The sequence below is a fragment of the Mycolicibacter longobardus genome, from assembly GCF_002102265.1.
Taxonomy (GTDB): domain Bacteria; phylum Actinomycetota; class Actinomycetes; order Mycobacteriales; family Mycobacteriaceae; genus Mycobacterium; species Mycobacterium longobardum.
Genome location: NZ_LQPG01000050.1, coordinates 59,902 through 76,267, shown reverse-complemented (window position 1 = coordinate 76,267; position 16,366 = coordinate 59,902). Strand labels below are relative to the sequence as shown.

Genomic DNA, 16,366 nt, shown 5'->3' with positions numbered 1-16,366 from the left:
ACTTACCGCGCGTCAGAGCAGGAAGTTGTCCGGCAACGAGTCGAACATCACCTTGGTCATCCGCACCGCATACTGCGAGCTGCCGCCGCCGACGATCAGCGAGGCGAAGGCCATGTCACCCCGATAACCGGCGAACCAGGAATGCGACCCGCCGGCGAATTCAGCCTCCCCGGTCTTGCCGAAGACCGGCCCGCAGCCGGCGATGTCGCGAGCGGTGCCGTCGGTGACCACCAGCCGCATCATCTCGCGCAGGCCGTCGAGCATCTCCTCGCTGACCGGCGGGCCAACCGGTCCGTTGACCGTGGTCGGCCGGCCCTCGATCAGCCGGGGCACCGGAGTGCGGCCCGCCGCGACCGTCGCCGCGGCCAGCGCGACGCCGAACGGGCTGGCCAGCACCTTGCCCTGACCGAATCCGTCCTCGGTGCGCTCGGCCAGGTCGACGGTCGGCGGAACCGAGCCGGTGACCGTGGTGATCCCGTCCACCAGGTAGTCCACTCCGATCCCGTAGCGACTGGCCGCCTGTGACAGTGCCCGCGGCGGCATCCGGCTGGCCAGCTCGGCGAACGTGGTGTTGCACGAATTGGCGAAGGCCCGCGACATCGACACCAGGCCCAGGTCGAACCCGCCGTAGTTGGGGATGGTGCGCTGGCCGATGTCGAGTTCGCCGGGGCAGCCCACCATGGAGTTCGGTGTCGCCATGTCCCGCTCGATCGCCGCGCCCGCGGTGACCATCTTGAACGTCGACCCGGGCGGATACAGGCCACTGGTCGCGACCAGGCCGTCGGCGTCGGCGGCACTGTTCTGGGCCACCGCGAGCAACTCGCCCGTCGACGGCTTGATGACCACGATCATCGCCTTGTCGCCCCGGGTGTTGACCGCGTTCTGGGCGGCGCGCTGCACCGACCGGTCCAGGCTGATCGTCAGCGAGGGCGCCGGCGCCGGTTCGACCTCGTGCAGCACCGCCACGTCGACGCCGTTCTGGTTGACGCTGACAACACGCCAGCCCGCCTCACCTTCGAGCTGGGCCGCGACGGTCTTCTTGACCTCGCTGACGAGCATCGGCGCGAAGCGGTCATCGGTGGGCAGCAGATCGGGACGCGGGGTGATCACGACGCCGGGCAGCCGGCCGATGGCGGCTTCGACGCGGTCGTGGTCGCTCTTGCGCAGCGTGATCAGGTCGAGCGGGTTCACCGAGGAACTGGCCTTTTCGGCGAGCCACTGGGCGTCGCCCAGTGCGTCGTCATAGGGCCGCAGGGCATCGATCACCGCACGCGCAGTGCGCATCAGGTTCTGGCCGGCCCGGCCGGCGTCCAGCTGGTAGTGGTAGACGTAGCCGGGCACCAACACGTCGGTTCCGCCCGCCTCGTTGACCGCGGCTCGCCGCGGGGGGTCGGCCCGCAGCGCGAAGGTCTGGTGCTCCCCCAGCTTGGGGTGCAGGCCGGTGGCCGTCCAGCGAACCGCCCAGTGGCCTTCGTTGCGGACCATCTTGAGCTGACCGTCATAGGTCCAGGTCCGGTTCTTCGGCAGTCGCCAGGTGTAGCGGTAGGCCACGCCGCCGGTGTCGTCGTTGTAGCGCGAGCCGAGCACCTGCGCCTCCAGATGCTCGGCCTGCAGGCCCGCCCAGGCCGCGTTGAGAGCGCTGCGGGCCGTGGAGGGGTCGTCGCTGAGTTCGGCGGCGGTGGCGGTGTCCCCGGTGGCCAGGGCCGCGAAGAACCGCTCGGCGACGGGCCCGGGGCCATCGGGGCGCGGGGTGCAGGCCGCCACCCCGGCCGCGGCGAGCACCACCGCGAACAGGCCCGTGACGCGTGTGACGAATGAGCTTGCAGTTGTCATTGAGGCAGATGTTACGAAATGGGAACGGTCGCGGTGCGGAGGCGCACCGAGATCGCATCGAGACGGAACCTCACGAACGGCGTCGAGCAACCGCCGTCGGGCGGCAGCCGCCGGGCACTCAGTCGAGCAATACCGTCGCAAAGGTGCCGGCCTGGGTGAACCCCACCCGCTCGTAGGTGGCCCGGGCCACCTCGTTGAAATCGTTGACGTACAGGCTGGCCACGCGCCCGGTACCGACGATCACCGCCGCCAGCATCGCGGTGCCGCCGGAGCCCAGCCCACGCCCACGCCATTCCGGGTGCACCCAGACGCCCTGAATCTGTCCCACCGCCGGCGATTGCGAGCCGACCTCGGCTTTGAACACCACCTCGCCACGTTCGAAGCGCGCCCAGGCCCGACCCGCCGCGATCAGGTTGGACACCCGCCGCCGGTAGGCGCGGCCGCCGTCGCCGGCGCGCGGGTCCACGCCGACCTCCCCGATGAACATGTCGACGGCCGCCACCAGGTAGGCGTCGAGCTCGTCGGGACGCACCTGGCGCACCTCGGTGTCGAACGTGCACGTGGGCATGGTGTGCAGCGCCATCAGCGGCTGGCTCTCCCGCACGTCACGGGCCGGACCCCAGACATCGGCCAGACGCTGCCACATCGGCAACACCAGCTCGGCGCGCCCGACCAGCGACGAGCACCGCCGGATCGCGCTCACCGCCTTGTCCGCGAACGCGGTCAGATCAGCCGGCGCCCCGCGCAACGGGATCAGATTCGCACCGGCGTAGCACAGCGATTCGTCCGCGCCGCCGCGCGTCCAGAGTTCCCCGCCGATCGACCGGGGATCGACACCGTGGTCGGCGACCCGGGCGGCAACCATGCAGGAGCCGATGGGATCGGCGTTGAGTACCCGCCAGACCGCGGCGGCGTCGCGCACGACAGATACCCGTCGCTGGTCGAGACGGATATCCGGCGGAGCCGACATGGTGACTCTTTCTTGCGAACTCAACTGCCGCGCGCGGCTGCGATCAGCTTACGGCGACGGTGGGCGAACCGCCGGGAGATCCGTCCCCCATCTGCTCCGCCAGGCGCAGCGCCTCCTCGATCAGGGTCTCGACGATCTGCGCCTCGGGGACGGTCTTGATCACCTCGCCCCGCACGAAGATCTGTCCCTTGCCGTTGCCCGACGCCACACCGAGGTCCGCCTCGCGAGCCTCGCCGGGACCGTTGACCACGCAGCCCATCACCGCGACCCGCAACGGGACGTCGATCCCCTCCAGGCCGGCGGTGACGGCGTTGGCCAGCGTGTAGACGTCCACCTGGGCCCGTCCGCAGGACGGACACGAGACGATCTCCAACCCCCGCGGCCGCAGGTTGAGCGACTCCAGAATCTGGTTGCCGACCTTGACCTCTTCCATCGGCGGCGCCGACAGCGACACCCGGATGGTGTCGCCGATACCGCGGGACAGCAGCGCACCGAAGGCCACCGCGGATTTGATGGTGCCCTGGAAGGCCGGGCCGGCCTCGGTGACGCCCAGGTGCAGGGGGTAGTCGCACTTCTCGGCCAGCTGCTCGTAGGCGGCCACCATCACGACCGGGTCGTTGTGCTTGACGCTGATCTTGATGTCGCCGAAGCCGTGCTCCTCGAACAGCGACGCCTCCCACAGCGCGGATTCCACCAGCGCTTCCGGGGTGGCCTTGCCGTACTTGGCCAGGAAGCGCTGGTCCAGTGAGCCGGCGTTGACGCCGATCCGGATCGGGATGCCGGCGGCGCCGGCGGCCTTGGCGACTTCGCCGACCCGGCCGTCGAACTCCTTGATGTTGCCCGGGTTGACCCGCACGGCGGCGCATCCGGCGTCGATCGCGGCGAAGATGTACTTGGGCTGGAAGTGGATGTCGGCGATCACCGGAAGCTTGCTCTTGCGGGCGATCTCGGCCAGTGCGTCGGCGTCTTCCTGGCGCGGGCAGGCCACCCGCACGATGTCGCAGCCGGCGGTGGTCAGCGTGGCGATCTGTTGCAGGGTCGCGTCGACGTCGTGGGTCTTGGTGGTGCACATCGACTGCACCGAAATCGGGTAGTCGCTGCCCACCCCGACCCCGCCGACCATCAGTTGGCGGGTCTTTCGGCGTGGCGCCAGCGTGGGCGCCGGGGCGGCCGGCATTCCTAGGCCGACGGACATCAGCGGTCTCCTATCAAAACAGCCTGATCGGATTGACCAAGTCGGCGGTCACGGTGAGCAGCATGTAGCCGACCACCACGACCAAGACTACGTAGGTGGCCGGCATCAGCTTGAGATAGTTCACCGGCGCCGCGGCGACCTTGCCGCGGGCCGACCGGACCAGATTGCGCAGCTTCTCGTAGAGCGCGATCGCGATGTGCCCGCCGTCGAACGGCAGCAGCGGCACCAGGTTGAGCACTCCCAAGATGAAGTTCAGCTGGGCCAGGAAGAACCAGAACGCCACCCACAGCCCGTGGTCGACGGTATCGCCTCCGATGATCGAGGCGCCCACCACGCTGATCGGGGTCTCCGGGTCGCGCTCCCCGTGCGGATTGCCGATGGCGTGCATCAGTGCGCCGACCTTGGACGGGATGTTGGCCAGGGACTTGCCCAGCAGCACCGACAGGTCCCCGCTGAAGGCGAACGTGGCCGGAACGGCCGTGATCGGGTTGTACTGGGTGGGCCCGAACTGGGCGGCCCCCACCCCAATGGCGCCGACGGTGCTGGGGACGGCCTCGCTGTCGCGCCCGTCGGCGATCCAGCGCTGGGTGGGAGTCACGTCGACGTACTTGGTCAGCTCGGTGCCGTCACGTTGGACCACGATGGGCGTCGAGCCGTGCTGCTTGCGCACCGCGGCGGCCATCTCCTCAAACGTCGACACCGGGATGTCGCCGACTTTGACCACCACGTCGCCGGACTGGATGCCGGCCAGCGCCGCCGGACCGGGACCCGAGCAGGCGCCCAGCTGGCCCTTGACGACTTCGGGTGCCACGCAGGCCGTTTCGCCGATGACGGCGGTGGTGGGCGCGTGCAGGTTGGGCAGGCCCCAGATCACCGCGATCGTGTAGACCAGCGCCAGGCCGATGATGAAGTTCATGCCGGGGCCGGCGGCCAGCACGGCCACCCGCTTCCAGGTCTTCTGCTTGTACATGGCGCGGTCGACCTCGTCGGGCGCCAGTTCCTCGACCGCGGTCATGCCGGCGATGTCGCAGAAGCCACCGGCCGGGATCGCCTTGAGGCCGTACTCGGTCTCGCCGCGGCGCGTGGACCACAAGGTGGTGCCGAAGCCGACGAAGTAGCGGCGCACCTTCATGCCGGTGGCGCGCGCCACCCACATGTGACCGCATTCATGCAGTGCCACCGAAATCAGGATGGCCAGCGCGAACAGCGCGATGCCGACCGCGAACATCATCGGGTGCTTCCGACCTTTCTTGTAGCTGCCGCCTCGACGGCGCGAGCCGCCCGTTCCTTGGCCCAGCGCTGCGCGTCGAGTACTTCTTCCACGGTAGCGGGTTGTGCGGCCCATTGGTCGGCGGCGCCCAGCACATCGGTGATCGTGCCCACAATCGCGGGGAAGCTGATCCGGCCCTGGAGGAACGCTTCTGCCGCTTCTTCGTTGGCCGCGTTGTAGACCGCGGTCATGCAGCCACCGGCCTGACCGGCGTGGCGGGCCAGCTGCACCGCGGGGAAAACGGCGTCGTCCAGCGGCTCGAACGCCCAGGTGGACGCGGTCGAGAAATCACAAGCCGCGGCCGCCCCGGGCACCCGCGCCGGCCAGCCCAGGGCCAACGCGATGGGCAGGCGCATGTCCGGCGGGCTGGCCTGGGCGATCGTCGAACCGTCGGTGAAGGTGACCATGGAATGCACGATCGACTGCGGGTGAACCACGACGTCGATGCGCTCGTAGGGGACGCCGAAGAGCAGGTGGGTTTCGATGAGCTCGAGGCCCTTGTTCACCAGCGACGCCGAGTTCAGTGTGTTCATCGGGCCCATCGACCAGGTCGGGTGCGCCCCGGCCTGCTCGGGTGTGACGTGCTCCAGCTCGGCTGCGCTGAAGCCGCGGAACGGCCCGCCGGAAGCCGTCAGCACGATCTTGGCGACTTCGTCGGCGGTACCGGAGCGCAGGCACTGAGCGATCGCCGAGTGCTCGGAATCCACCGGCACGATCTGGCCCGGCCGGGCCGCTTGCAGCACCAGCGGGCCGCCGGCGATCAGCGATTCCTTGTTGGCCAGCGCCAGCCGGGCCCCGGTTTCCAGCGCCGCCAGCGTGGGCCGCAGTCCGAGCGCGCCGACCAGGGCGTTGAGCACCACGTCGGCCTCGGTGTCCTGCACCAACCGGGTGACGGCCTCGGGTCCGCAGTAGGCGGCATCGAGCGCTTCGCCGACCTGTGCGTCGGCGACGGCGATGTTGGTGACGCCGGTCTCGGCGCGCTGGGCGGCCAACAGCTGCGGGTTACCGCCGCCGGCCGCCAGCCCGACGATCTCGAAACGCTCCGGATTCGCGGCGACGACCTGCAACGCCTGGGTTCCGATCGAGCCGGTCGAGCCCAACAGCAGAACTTTGATCCGGCCGGTCTTCACCCATCTATTGTGCTCCCGGGTAATCGCCGAAGCTCCACAGGTTGCCTTCCGGGTCACGGACGGTGAACTCGCGGGACCCGTAGTCGGTGTCGGCCAGGGGCTGCACCACGTCGGCGCTGTGCTCCAGCACCCGCTCGTACAGCCCGTCGGGGTCGTTGGTGGCGACGTAGCCACCGGCGGTGCCGGGTTCTCGGCACCAGATGTTGCCGGGTCGGTAGCTGCCGAGCATGATGCCGCCGACGCCTTCGGGCCAGTTCAGTTGGGCATGGTCCACGGTGTCCCCGTCGCCGTAGCGAGCCGTGACAACGAAACCGAAGGTGTCGACGTAGTAGTCGATCAGTTTGGACGCGTCATGCGCTTGCAGGGTCAGCCAGACGGTCGGATTCGAAGTTGTCATGACACCACTCTGATCTGATCGAGTGCCCGCCGTCTTGAATGTTTTGGAACTCTTCGCTGAGCCAGGCCCCCGGCGGGACACCGACGAACCGGACGAACTCGCGCGTCAGGTGCGCCTGATCGGCGTATCCGGCGTCACCGGCGATACCGGCCAGGTCGACGCGCCGGTGACCACGTGCCGCGTCGGCCATCCGGGCGGTCGCGTATTCGAAGCGCATCAGCATCGCCACGGTCTTCGGCGTGCGGCCCACCTCGCGGCGGAACAGCGTGGTCAGATGCCGCTGGCTCAAGCCAACCCGCTGCGCCACGGCAGCGACCGGCAGCCGCCCCCGGCTGCGCCCCAGCAGATGCCAGGCGTAGGCCACCTCGGGTCGCACGGTGGTGTCGTGTCGGCGGCGGCCTTCCACGAGATACCCCGCGACCAGTGCGAACGCGTCCGGCCAGTACCGGGTTTCGGCGACCCGCTCATGCAGCTGCGCCGAGCCGCGCCCCAGGACCGGCACCGCGTCGAAGTCGGTCACGCTCAACTCGGCTGCCGGCACGCCCAACACCGCCCGCGCGGCCAGCGGATGCAGGGCCACCTGCACACCCGCCTGTCCGCGACGTTGCCGCACGTGGCTGGCCTGCAGGTGCAGGCCGCCGAGAATGACCGGATTAGGCCGGGCCTCCGGCAGTGCCGCCGCGGTATCGGCGGCTTCCACGCCGTCGTCGAGGCTGACGATGAAGGTCAACGTCGACGACGGCATCCCCCGGTGCACGGCGTTCGGGACGTCGAGTGCGCGGTAACCCACCATGGAGCTCACACCCGGCGCAGTGTGCGGCGGGGCCACGGCGAAATCCCAGATCGCCTCGGCATCGGAGGCCATCCACCCACGGTAGTAGCGAAATCCAACCCTTGACGGTCCGTCGCGCCGCGGGCAAAATCCTACACAGTGTAGGAAAAAGAGCGAGCCAGGAAATGGCGGAAGGCGGATGAAATTGAGCACCCTGCGCGAATGGCTGTCCCTGCCCGACGCCGAACCCGCCGAGGACTACGGGTTTTTCGGCCCCGACTCGGTGACCTGGAAGGTGTGGAGCTACCCGACCTCGCTGTCGATCGGCTTCCAGCGCGCCGTGGTCATCGAGGAACTGGACCCCGGGCTGGTCGCCTCGGTCGACCACACCCAGGCGATCTACGACCGGCCGCGGACGCGCTACGACCGCACGCTGCGGTACTTCGCGATGGTGGCCTTCGGTGAAAGCCGCACCACCGCCGAGGCCGCCGACATGCTGGTGCGGATCCACTCCAAGGCCATCGGCGTCGACCCGGTCACCGGTGCCGACTATGACGCCAACGACCCGGCCTCCCAGATGTGGATCCACCTCACGGCCTGGCACTCGATCCTCTACGCCTACGAGAAGTACGGTCCCGGGCGGTTGTCGGCCGAGGATGAGGCGTCCTACTGGGCGGACTGCGCCAAGGCCGCCGAACTGCAGACCCTCGACCCGGCCGACGTGCCGCGCACCCGGGAGGGCATCCGCGCCTATTTCGAGGAGATGCGCCCACAGCTGATCAACTCCGCCATCGCCCGGCGCGCGATGGCGCACCTGCTGCGCGCCGAGGTGATTCTGCCGCCAACGCTGCCGCGGTTGCTGTGGCCTGGCGCGCGGGTCATCACCGCCTTCCTGCGCCGTGGAACCCTGGCGACCATGCCACGTTGGATGCGCGAACTGGGCGGCGTCGGCACTTCGCGACTGCTCGACGCGCTGGTGGTGCCACCGCTGAGTGCCGCGTTCACCCTGCTCAGTCTGAGCCCACGGCTGCAGTTGATCCTGCTGCGACTGATCTCACCGATGACGCTGCCGATCGGCACCCGGGTGCTCCGATCGATCCGGCCGGTCAATCCGGTCACCACGACGCCGCGGGAGGCCCAGCAGCGGTTCGGCTACGCCATCCCGGCGCAGGCCCACCTCGAATTCCGGGCCAAGCAGGCAAATCGGGTCTTCGGCGAAGGTCGGGCACCCAGCGACGAGGCGCTCCTGGAATCCCAGCCGATTCTGGGGAGCATCCGATGAAGCTGGACGGCCTACAGCGCCTGCTGGACCACCAGCTGAGCATTCGCCAGCTGTTCTATCTGGCCGTCATGGGCGCGGTGGCGCTCAACGCCTACCTGGTGATCGGGTTGTTCTGGGCTGGCAACCATTACCAGCACCTTCACGACGTCCGCGGAGCAGACAAGGTGTTCTCCGTGCTGGGAGAGATCGTCGCCTGGCCGGTGCTGATCATCGCCGACATCCACCTACGCTGAGTCGGTGGGCAACGCAGCCGGGAGCCGGAACCGCGCCGAACACCTCGGCCCCGATCGACGCCGGCCCCAGGTGCTCGACGCCGCGTTGCAGATCGCTGCCGAGCACGGCGTCGCCGGGGTGACGATGGCGGCGATCGCCGAGCGGATCGGAGTTACCCGGCCGGTGGTCTATGCCTGCTACGACGGCCGCGGAGAGTTGCTCGCCGCGCTGCTGGACCGGGAAACCGAGCTGATGCTGACCAACCTGCTTTCCGCGTTGCCGCCGCAGGGGGTCAGCAGCGTCGAGGAGAGGTTCGTCGCGGGTTTCTGCGCGTTCTTGTCCACCGTGCGCGAGCGCCCGGCATCGTGGCGGATCATTTTCACTGCGGACCAGGATCCAGTGCTGGCCGCGGCCGTCGTGTCCGGCCGGGCCCGACTCGCCGAGCGGGTCGCCACCGTCATGCGACCGCTGCTGGAGCAACGGGCTCAATCCGACCGCACCCTGGCCGCACTCACCGAGGTGTTCTTGGCCATCTGCGAGGCCGCCGCCCGGATGCTGCTCGGCGATGAGCGGCGGTGGACTCCGGAGAGCCTGGCCGAGATCGTCGGTCGGGCGGCCTACCGGACATTCGAGATCGGCTAGCATGTTGCGCAGTTGCTCAGGCGAACAGAACAGAGGAGTCGAAGTGGCCAGTACCGAGGTAGAGCGCCACACCGGGGTCGACCCCGTCGAGGTGCCGTCCGCGGCGTGGGGCTGGAGTGCGATCAACTACCGCACCTGGTACGTCGTCGGCCTGTGCATCGTCGGATTCCTGCTGCTGATGTTGCGCGGCAACCACATCGGCCACGTCGAGGACTACTTCCTGCTGGGGTTCGCCGCGCTGTCGCTTCTCGTCGTGGTGCGCGATTTCATCGGCCGTAAGCGCGGCTGGCTGCGCTGAGCGCGCCGAACTGCGCGCCGAAACCGACGTTCTGCAGACAAGCGCGAGGAGACGCCTGCAAAACGTCGGTTTCGATGAACTGGGCTAGTCGTTCTCGGCTGCTAATTGCCCACACGCGGCGGCGATCTCCCGGCCGCGGGTGTCGCGCACCGTGCACTCCACCCCCTGGGCCCGAACCCGCCGGACGAACTCCCGCTCCACCGGCTTGGGGCTGGCATCCCAGTCGCTGCCCGGCGTCGGATTCAGCGGAATCAGGTTGACGTGCACCAACGGCCCCAGCGCCTGGTGCAGTTTCTTGCCCAGCAGGTCCGCCCGCCAGGGTTGATCGTTGACATCGCGAATGAGTGCGTATTCCACCGACACCCGCCGACCCGTCACGTCCGCGTAATAGCGAGCGGCGTCAAGGGCTTCGGAGACCTTCCACCGGTTGTTGACCGGGACCAGGGTGTCGCGCAGCTCATCGTCCGGGGTGTGCAGCGACAGCGCGAGCGTCACCCCGAGGCGCTCGTCGGCGAGCTTGCGAATCGCCGGGGCCAGCCCGACCGTGGACACCGTCACCGATCGCGCCGAGATCCCGAACCCGTTCGGGGGCGCCTCGGTGATCCGCCGGACGGCTGCGACCACCCGGGAGTAATTGGCCAACGGCTCCCCCATGCCCATGAACACGATGTTGGACAGCCGACCATGGTCCCGATCCCGCAACTCGACCGCCGCCGCCCGCACCTGTTCGAGGATCTCCGCGGTGGAAAGGTTGCGGGTCAGTCCGGCCTGGCCGGTCGCGCAGAACGGGCATGCCATGCCGCAGCCCGCCTGCGAGGAGATGCACACCGTGTTGCGGCGGGGGTAGCGCATCAACACCGATTCGAACTTGGTGTGGTCATGCGCCCGCCAGAGGGTCTTGCGGGTCTCGCCGGCGTCGCATTCGATCTCGCTGGACGCGGTCAGCAGCGTGGGGAACAACGCCTCGGCCACAGTTGCACGCACCGCGGCCGGCAGGTCGGTCATCTGCTGCGGATCGGCGATCAGCCGGCCGTAGTACTGCTGGGCCAGCTGGTTGGCGCGGAACGCCGGCAGACCCAGTTCCGCGACGGCCGCGGCACGACCGGCCGGGTCCAGATCCGCCAGATGCCGCGGCGGCAGGGCCCGTCGCGGTGCGGTGAACACCAGCTGTTGCGTCATGATCCGTTCAAGTATGCCTGCGTGCTCACGGCAGAACGGTCAGCACGATCCAGGTCATCACGGCCGCGGGCAGCAGCGCGTCGAGCCGGTCCATGATCCCGCCGTGGCCGGGCAGCAGCCGGCCCATGTCCTTGATCCCCAGATCGCGTTTGACCTGGGATTCGATCAGGTCGCCGAAGACTCCGGTGAGCACCAGCAACAGCCCCAGCGGCAGCCCCACCCACCACGGCCGGTCGAGGAACATCGTCACCGCGAACACCGCCGCCGCAACACCGAACACCAGCGATCCGGCGAAACCCTCCCAGGACTTCTTCGGGCTGATCGCCGGCGCCATCGGGTGCTTGCCGAACAGCACACCGACGGCGTACCCGCCGATGTCGGAGAAGACCACCGGGAACAGCAGACACAGCACCCGACCGGGGCCGTCGTCGCGGAAGACCAGCAGGGCCGCGAAGCTCATGCACAGCGGCACCCAGACCGCGATCAGCACCGTCGCGGACATGTCTCGCAGGTAGTTGACCGGGGCGTGGTTCAGGCCCTGGTCGACCAGCCGCCACATCATGGCGATCACCACAGTGGCACCGAACGCGCCCAGCACTCCCCTGGCCCCGAACGGCAGCGACAGCCACAACATCGCCTGGCCGCCGAGTGCCAGCGGGATAAACGGCACGGCGTAGCCGGCTTCACGCAGCCGCCGGGTGATCTCGTGAGTGGCAATGGGAGTGGCCACCGCCAGGATCAGCACCCAGAAGCGCGGGGCGAACAGCAGAACCGCGACCAGGATGCCCGCCAGGACGGCGCCGACGGCGATCGCCGCGGGAAGGTTGCGGCCGGCTCGCGACTGTTTCGGCTGCGAATCCGCGGCGTCTACGCCGGTGTCATGATCTACCACGGTTTTGCCTGCTGAACGGCCGCTAGACCTCCAGCAGCTCGCCTTCTTTGTGCTTGACCAGCTCATCGATCTGGGTCACATATTGCTGAGTGGACTTGTCCAGATCCTTTTCCGCGCGAGCGACGTCGTCCTCACCGGCGTCGCCGTCTTTGCGGATGCGGTGCAGCTCCTCCATCGCTTTACGACGGATGTTGCGCACCGAGACCTTGGCGTCCTCGCCTTTGGCCTTGGCCTGCTTGACCAGTTCCTTACGACGCTCCTCGGTGAGTTGGGGCACCGCCACCCGGATCAGCGAACCGTCGTTGCTGGGGTTCAGGCCCAGGTCGGAGTTGCGGATCGCCGTCTCGATCGCGCCCAGCTGGGACGCCTCGTAGGGCTTGATCACCACCAGCCGCGCCTCGGGGACGTTGATGCTGCACAGCTGGGTGATCGGAGTGGTCGACCCGTAGTAGTCGATGACGATCCGGGAGAACATGCCCGGGTTGGCCCGGCCGGTGCGGATGGTCGCGAGGTCGTCACGGGCCACCGATACAGCCTTCTCCATCTTCTCTTCGGCATCGAAGAGAGCCTCGTCGATCATGTGCGCCTCTCCTCTTCAGCTGGTGACCAGTGTCCCGATCTTCTCACCCGCGACCGCCCGCGCGATATTTCCGTCGGTCAGCAGGTTGAACACCAGGATCGGCATGCCATTGTCCATGCACAGGCTGAACGCGGTGGCATCGGCCACCTTCAACCCGCGGTCGATCACCTCGCGATGGGTGATCGAGGTGAGCAGTTCGGCATTGGGGTCCACCCGCGGGTCCGCGGTGAACACTCCGTCCACCGCCTTGGCCATCAGCACCACCTGGGCGCCGATCTCCAGCGCTCGCTGGGCGGCGGTGGTGTCGGTGGAGAAGTACGGCAACCCCATACCGGCACCGAAGATCACCACCCGGCCCTTCTCCAAGTGCCGCTGGGCCCGCAGCGGGATGTACGGCTCGGCGACCTGCCCCATGGTGATCGCGGTCTGCACCCGGGTGTCGATGCCTTCCTTTTCCAGGAAGTCCTGCAGCGCAAGGCTGTTCATGACGGTGCCGAGCATGCCCATATAGTCCGAGCGCATCCGCTCCATGCCGCGCTGCTGCAACTGGGCGCCGCGGAAGAAGTTGCCGCCACCGATCACGACCGCCACCTGGACACCGTCGCGGACCACTTCGGCGATCTGGCGGGCCACCTGGGCCACCACATCGGGGTCCAGCCCGACCTGCCCGCCGCCGAACATCTCCCCGCCGAGCTTGAGCAACACCCGGGAGTAGGGAGGGCGGCCGGTCGGTCGGACCGCGTCGGTACTCGTCGGCTCCGTCATCAGGCTCCTTGGGGCTCCGCGCATGACAGCGCCATCGCGAAAATCGTCCGCGACGGCATTGTCATCCTGCCCTACCGGGCCGGTCAAACAGCGGCCGGGGTACCGGCCGCACACCGGGCCGGGAAAACGATCCAATAGTGGCTCAGCATCGGGACGCTGTATGTCAGGATCTTTGATATGGGTGATGTGGACGGGGCTCCGCTGGGGTACCTGCTGTACCGGGTCAGCTCTGCGCTGCGCCCGCAGGTGACCGCGGTGCTGGGACCGCTGGGGCTGACGCTGCCCGAATTCGTCTGCATGCGCGCGTTGTCCATGCGCCCGGGGCTGTCCAGCGCCGAGTTGGCCCGTAGCGCCGGTGTCACCCCGCAGGCGATGAACACCGTGCTGCACCGGTTGCAGAATCGGGGCGCGGTGTTCCGCCCGGATTCGGTGTCGTCCGGTCGCGCCCTGCCGGCGAACCTGACCGAGGCTGGCCAGGATCTTCTGAAACGGGCGGAGGACGCCGTACGGGTTGCCGACGGCCGGGTGCTGGCCGCGTTGACACCGGCCGAGCAGCACCGGCTGCGACAGATGTTGGAGCGCATCGGGACGCAGTGACGGCCTAGGCTCGGCCCGCCATCGTGCGCCAGGGCTTCGCCGCCTCCAGTTCGTAGGCCAGCTCCAGCAGCCGGGCATCGTGCCCGAGCGGGGCGCTGAACATCATGCCCACCGGCAACCCCGCCGCGGACTCGGCGAGCGGCAGCGAGATCGCCGGTTCACCGGTCGCGTTCTGCAGCGGGGTGAACGCCACCCAGTCCATCAGCCGGTCGATGATCTGCTCATAGTCGGCGGTGGGGTCCAGGTGGCCGACCCGCGGTGTCTCGTGGGCCAGCGTCGGGGTGAGTGCCACGTCGTAATTGCGGAACATCCGCGCCGTGTGCCGGCGTATGGTCGCCAGCCGGGCCACCGCCAGCGGCAGCCGGTACAGATGACGGGTGGCGTGGCGGTCGAGCCCCAACGTCAGGTTGTCCAGTCGGCTGCGGTCGAAGGTGGGACCGAACATCCGCCTCCCGCCCTTGACCAATGCGGTCGCCAAAAACGCCCAGTAGAGCAGGAAGTCGTCGGCGAAGTACGCCGGCACCGGCGGACCGTCGAGGTAGTCGACGCGGTGGCCGAGTTCCTCGAGCAGCGCCGCGGTCTTGCACGTCAGCTCGCGCATCTCCGGGGAGGTCTCGCGCGCAATGGACTGGGTGATCACCGCGACCCTGAGCCGCTGGGTGCCCGGTGCCCGGACATCACCGACCGGAGGCAGCTTGGTGTTGCGCGCGATCCGTTCCGCTTCGGCGTAGAAGGCGGCGGTGTCACGCACCGAGCGGGTCACCACTCCGTTGAAGACGATGCGTATCGGCATGGCACGCAGGTCCTTGTCGAGGGGCAGCCGGCCCCGCGAAGGCTTGAGGCCGACCAGTCCGTTGCAGGCCGCGGGGATGCGGATCGATCCGCCGCCATCGTTGGCGTGCGCGATCGGCACCACCCCGGCGGCGACGAACGCCGCCGATCCCGACGACGACGCGGCCGCGGTGTAGTCGGTGTTCCACGGGTTGCGCACCGCGCCGATGCGCGGGTGCTCGGCGGAGGCGCTGAACCCGAACTCGCTCAACTGGGTCTTGCCCAGCATGATCAGGCCGGTGTTCAGGTAGAGCTTGGCGAAGTCGCCGTCGGCGGCGGCCGGGTGCGGTTGCCAGGCGTCGGCGCCCTGCATGGTCGGCATCCCGGCGACGCTGACGTTGTCCTTGATGAACGTCGGGACGCCTTGGAAGAACCCCGAGATCCCCGAAGAGCCGCTCCCGCTCTGACGGGCCGACTCCCGAGCGCGGTCGAACGCCCGGTAAGCCAGCCCGTTCAGCTGGGGATTGACCGCTTCGGTACGTGCGATGGCGGCTTCGACGAGCTCGGCGGCCGACACGTCGCCTGATCGGAGTCGTTCAACCAGGCCGACCGTGTCGGAGTCGCCGAGCGCGTCGTCGCCGAATGCGTGCACGTATTGCATGCTCAGACGCTAGCAAGAGCGCACGCGGCGATCGCCGCCGGGGCCGGGCGCAGCGGGTCGCCGCCGGGGGTTCAAGGCACCTAGGCCGCTTAGGCCTGGCCGACCTCGAACCGCACGAAGCGGGTCACGGTCACGCCGGCCTCGTCGAGCAGGGCCTTGACGCTCTTCTTCGAGTCCGACACCGACGACTGCTCCAGCAGCACGACGTCCTTGAAGAAGCCGGTCACCCGGCCCTCGACGATCTTGGGCAGGGCGGCCTCGGGCTTGCCCTCCTCCTTGGCCGTCTCCTCGGCGATGCGCCGCTCGTTGGCCACCAGGTCGGCGGGCACGTCGTCGCGGGTCAGGTACTTGGCCTTGAGCGCGGCGATCTGCAGCGCGACCGCGTGAGCCGCGTTCTTGTCCGAGCCGCTGTATTCGACCAGCACGCCCACGGCCGGCGGCAGGTCGGAGGCTCGCTTGTGCAGGTAGGTCTCCACGGTGCCGTCGAAGTAGGCCACCCGGCGCAGTTCCAGCTTCTCGCCGATCTTGGCCGACAGCGCCTCGATGGCCTCGCCGACCGTGCGGTCACCGAGCTTGGCAGCTTTGAGCTCGTCGACGTCGGAGGTCTTCGCCGCCGCGGCGGCGGTGACGACCTCGTCGGCCAGCGCCTTGAACTCGTCGTTCTTGGCGACGAAGTCGGTCTCGGAGTTGAGCTCGATCAGCGCGCCGTCCTTGGCGGCCACCAGACCTTCGGCGGTGGCGCGCTCGGCGCGCTTGCCGACGTCCTTGGCGCCCTTGATGCGGAGCACCTCGACGGCCTTGTCGAAGTCGCCGTCACTCTCGGCCAGCGCGTTCTTGCAGTCCATCATGCCTGCGCCGGTGAGCTCCCGAAGCCGCTTTACGTCGGCAGCGGTGTAGTTCGCCACTGTTGTGTGCCTTC

The 16,366-nt window shown here is 68.6% G+C and carries 18 protein-coding genes; 5 read left to right on the top strand and 13 right to left on the bottom strand.

Annotated elements, in window-relative coordinates; translation table 11 throughout:
• Nucleotides 1–12: 12 nt before the first annotated feature.
• From AWC16_RS20960 to AWC16_RS20930, 7 genes are all read right to left on the bottom strand, one after another.
• Complete coding sequence (locus AWC16_RS20960; RefSeq protein ID WP_085266640.1) at nucleotides 13–1,833, bottom strand: penicillin-binding transpeptidase domain-containing protein; 1,821 nt, start codon at nucleotides 1,831–1,833, stop codon at nucleotides 13–15.
• Between the two features lie 118 nt (nucleotides 1,834–1,951).
• On the bottom strand, nucleotides 1,952–2,803 hold the full coding sequence (locus AWC16_RS20955) for a GNAT family N-acetyltransferase (RefSeq protein WP_085266639.1): 852 nt from the start codon (nucleotides 2,801–2,803) through the stop codon (nucleotides 1,952–1,954).
• Between the two features lie 43 nt (nucleotides 2,804–2,846).
• Nucleotides 2,847–3,998: a flavodoxin-dependent (E)-4-hydroxy-3-methylbut-2-enyl-diphosphate synthase gene (ispG, locus tag AWC16_RS20950; RefSeq protein WP_085266638.1), complete on the bottom strand. Its 1,152-nt coding sequence runs from the start codon at nucleotides 3,996–3,998 to the stop codon at nucleotides 2,847–2,849.
• 13 nt (nucleotides 3,999–4,011) lie between these two features.
• Nucleotides 4,012–5,229 carry a M50 family metallopeptidase gene (locus AWC16_RS20945; RefSeq protein WP_085266637.1) on the bottom strand — a complete coding sequence of 406 codons (1,218 nt, stop codon included), beginning with the start codon at nucleotides 5,227–5,229 and terminating at the stop codon, nucleotides 4,012–4,014.
• Nucleotides 5,226–6,398: a 1-deoxy-D-xylulose-5-phosphate reductoisomerase gene (gene dxr, locus AWC16_RS20940; RefSeq protein WP_109561523.1), complete on the bottom strand. Its 1,173-nt coding sequence runs from the start codon at nucleotides 6,396–6,398 to the stop codon at nucleotides 5,226–5,228. Before dxr ends, AWC16_RS20945 begins: the two co-directional genes overlap by 4 nt.
• A 4-nt stretch (nucleotides 6,399–6,402) precedes the next feature.
• Nucleotides 6,403–6,795 (bottom strand): VOC family protein, encoded by a 393-nt coding sequence (locus AWC16_RS20935; protein ID WP_085266636.1) that lies wholly within the window; start codon nucleotides 6,793–6,795, stop codon nucleotides 6,403–6,405.
• On the bottom strand, nucleotides 6,749–7,588 hold the full coding sequence (locus tag AWC16_RS20930) for a helix-turn-helix domain-containing protein (RefSeq protein WP_085266667.1): 840 nt from the start codon (nucleotides 7,586–7,588) through the stop codon (nucleotides 6,749–6,751). Before AWC16_RS20930 ends, AWC16_RS20935 begins: the two co-directional genes overlap by 47 nt.
• A 178-nt stretch (nucleotides 7,589–7,766) precedes the next feature.
• On the opposite strand from AWC16_RS20930, the gene AWC16_RS20925 reads away from it, so the two are divergent.
• Genes AWC16_RS20925 through AWC16_RS20910 form a run of 4 tightly spaced genes read left to right on the top strand, consistent with a single transcriptional unit; the run spans nucleotide 7,767 to nucleotide 10,002 of the window.
• Complete coding sequence (locus AWC16_RS20925) at nucleotides 7,767–8,849, top strand: oxygenase MpaB family protein (protein ID WP_165759283.1); 1,083 nt, start codon at nucleotides 7,767–7,769, stop codon at nucleotides 8,847–8,849.
• The gene (locus AWC16_RS20920; RefSeq protein WP_085266635.1) at nucleotides 8,846–9,082 is read left to right on the top strand and encodes a hypothetical protein; all 237 of its coding nucleotides are present in this window, start codon (nucleotides 8,846–8,848) and stop codon (nucleotides 9,080–9,082) included. The genes AWC16_RS20925 and AWC16_RS20920 overlap by 4 nt, the downstream gene beginning before the upstream one ends.
• A gap of 4 nt (nucleotides 9,083–9,086) precedes the next feature.
• Nucleotides 9,087–9,704, top strand: a complete 618-nt coding sequence (locus AWC16_RS20915) for a TetR/AcrR family transcriptional regulator (protein WP_165759282.1) — start codon at nucleotides 9,087–9,089, stop codon at nucleotides 9,702–9,704.
• A 43-nt stretch (nucleotides 9,705–9,747) separates the two neighbouring features.
• Nucleotides 9,748–10,002 carry a DUF2631 domain-containing protein gene (locus tag AWC16_RS20910; protein ID WP_085266663.1) on the top strand — a complete coding sequence of 85 codons (255 nt, stop codon included), beginning with the start codon at nucleotides 9,748–9,750 and terminating at the stop codon, nucleotides 10,000–10,002.
• Between the two features lie 84 nt (nucleotides 10,003–10,086).
• Here AWC16_RS20910 and rlmN read toward each other — a convergent pair whose 3' ends face one another.
• Genes rlmN through pyrH form a run of 4 tightly spaced genes read right to left on the bottom strand, consistent with a single transcriptional unit; the run spans nucleotide 10,087 to nucleotide 13,418 of the window.
• On the bottom strand, nucleotides 10,087–11,181 hold the full coding sequence (gene rlmN / locus AWC16_RS20905) for a dual-specificity RNA methyltransferase RlmN (protein WP_085266634.1): 1,095 nt from the start codon (nucleotides 11,179–11,181) through the stop codon (nucleotides 10,087–10,089).
• A 25-nt stretch (nucleotides 11,182–11,206) separates the two neighbouring features.
• Nucleotides 11,207–12,073 (bottom strand): phosphatidate cytidylyltransferase, encoded by an 867-nt coding sequence (locus AWC16_RS20900; RefSeq protein ID WP_085266633.1) that lies wholly within the window; start codon nucleotides 12,071–12,073, stop codon nucleotides 11,207–11,209.
• A gap of 22 nt (nucleotides 12,074–12,095) precedes the next feature.
• Nucleotides 12,096–12,653, bottom strand: a complete 558-nt coding sequence (frr, locus tag AWC16_RS20895; RefSeq protein WP_085266632.1) for a ribosome recycling factor — start codon at nucleotides 12,651–12,653, stop codon at nucleotides 12,096–12,098.
• Between the two features lie 15 nt (nucleotides 12,654–12,668).
• Nucleotides 12,669–13,418: a UMP kinase gene (pyrH, locus tag AWC16_RS20890; RefSeq protein ID WP_085266631.1), complete on the bottom strand. Its 750-nt coding sequence runs from the start codon at nucleotides 13,416–13,418 to the stop codon at nucleotides 12,669–12,671.
• A gap of 177 nt (nucleotides 13,419–13,595) precedes the next feature.
• Between pyrH and AWC16_RS20885 the strand changes: the two genes are divergently transcribed.
• The gene (locus AWC16_RS20885; protein ID WP_085266630.1) at nucleotides 13,596–14,015 is read left to right on the top strand and encodes a MarR family winged helix-turn-helix transcriptional regulator; all 420 of its coding nucleotides are present in this window, start codon (nucleotides 13,596–13,598) and stop codon (nucleotides 14,013–14,015) included.
• Nucleotides 14,016–14,019: 4 nt separating this feature from the next.
• Here the strand turns inward: AWC16_RS20885 and AWC16_RS20880 are convergent, their stop codons facing one another.
• Nucleotides 14,020–15,447, bottom strand: a complete 1,428-nt coding sequence (locus AWC16_RS20880; protein ID WP_085266629.1) for an amidase — start codon at nucleotides 15,445–15,447, stop codon at nucleotides 14,020–14,022.
• A gap of 89 nt (nucleotides 15,448–15,536) precedes the next feature.
• Entirely contained in the window at nucleotides 15,537–16,352 is an 816-nt protein-coding gene (gene tsf / locus AWC16_RS20875) for a translation elongation factor Ts (RefSeq protein ID WP_085266628.1), read from the bottom strand.
• Nucleotides 16,353–16,366: the final 14 nt, after the last annotated feature.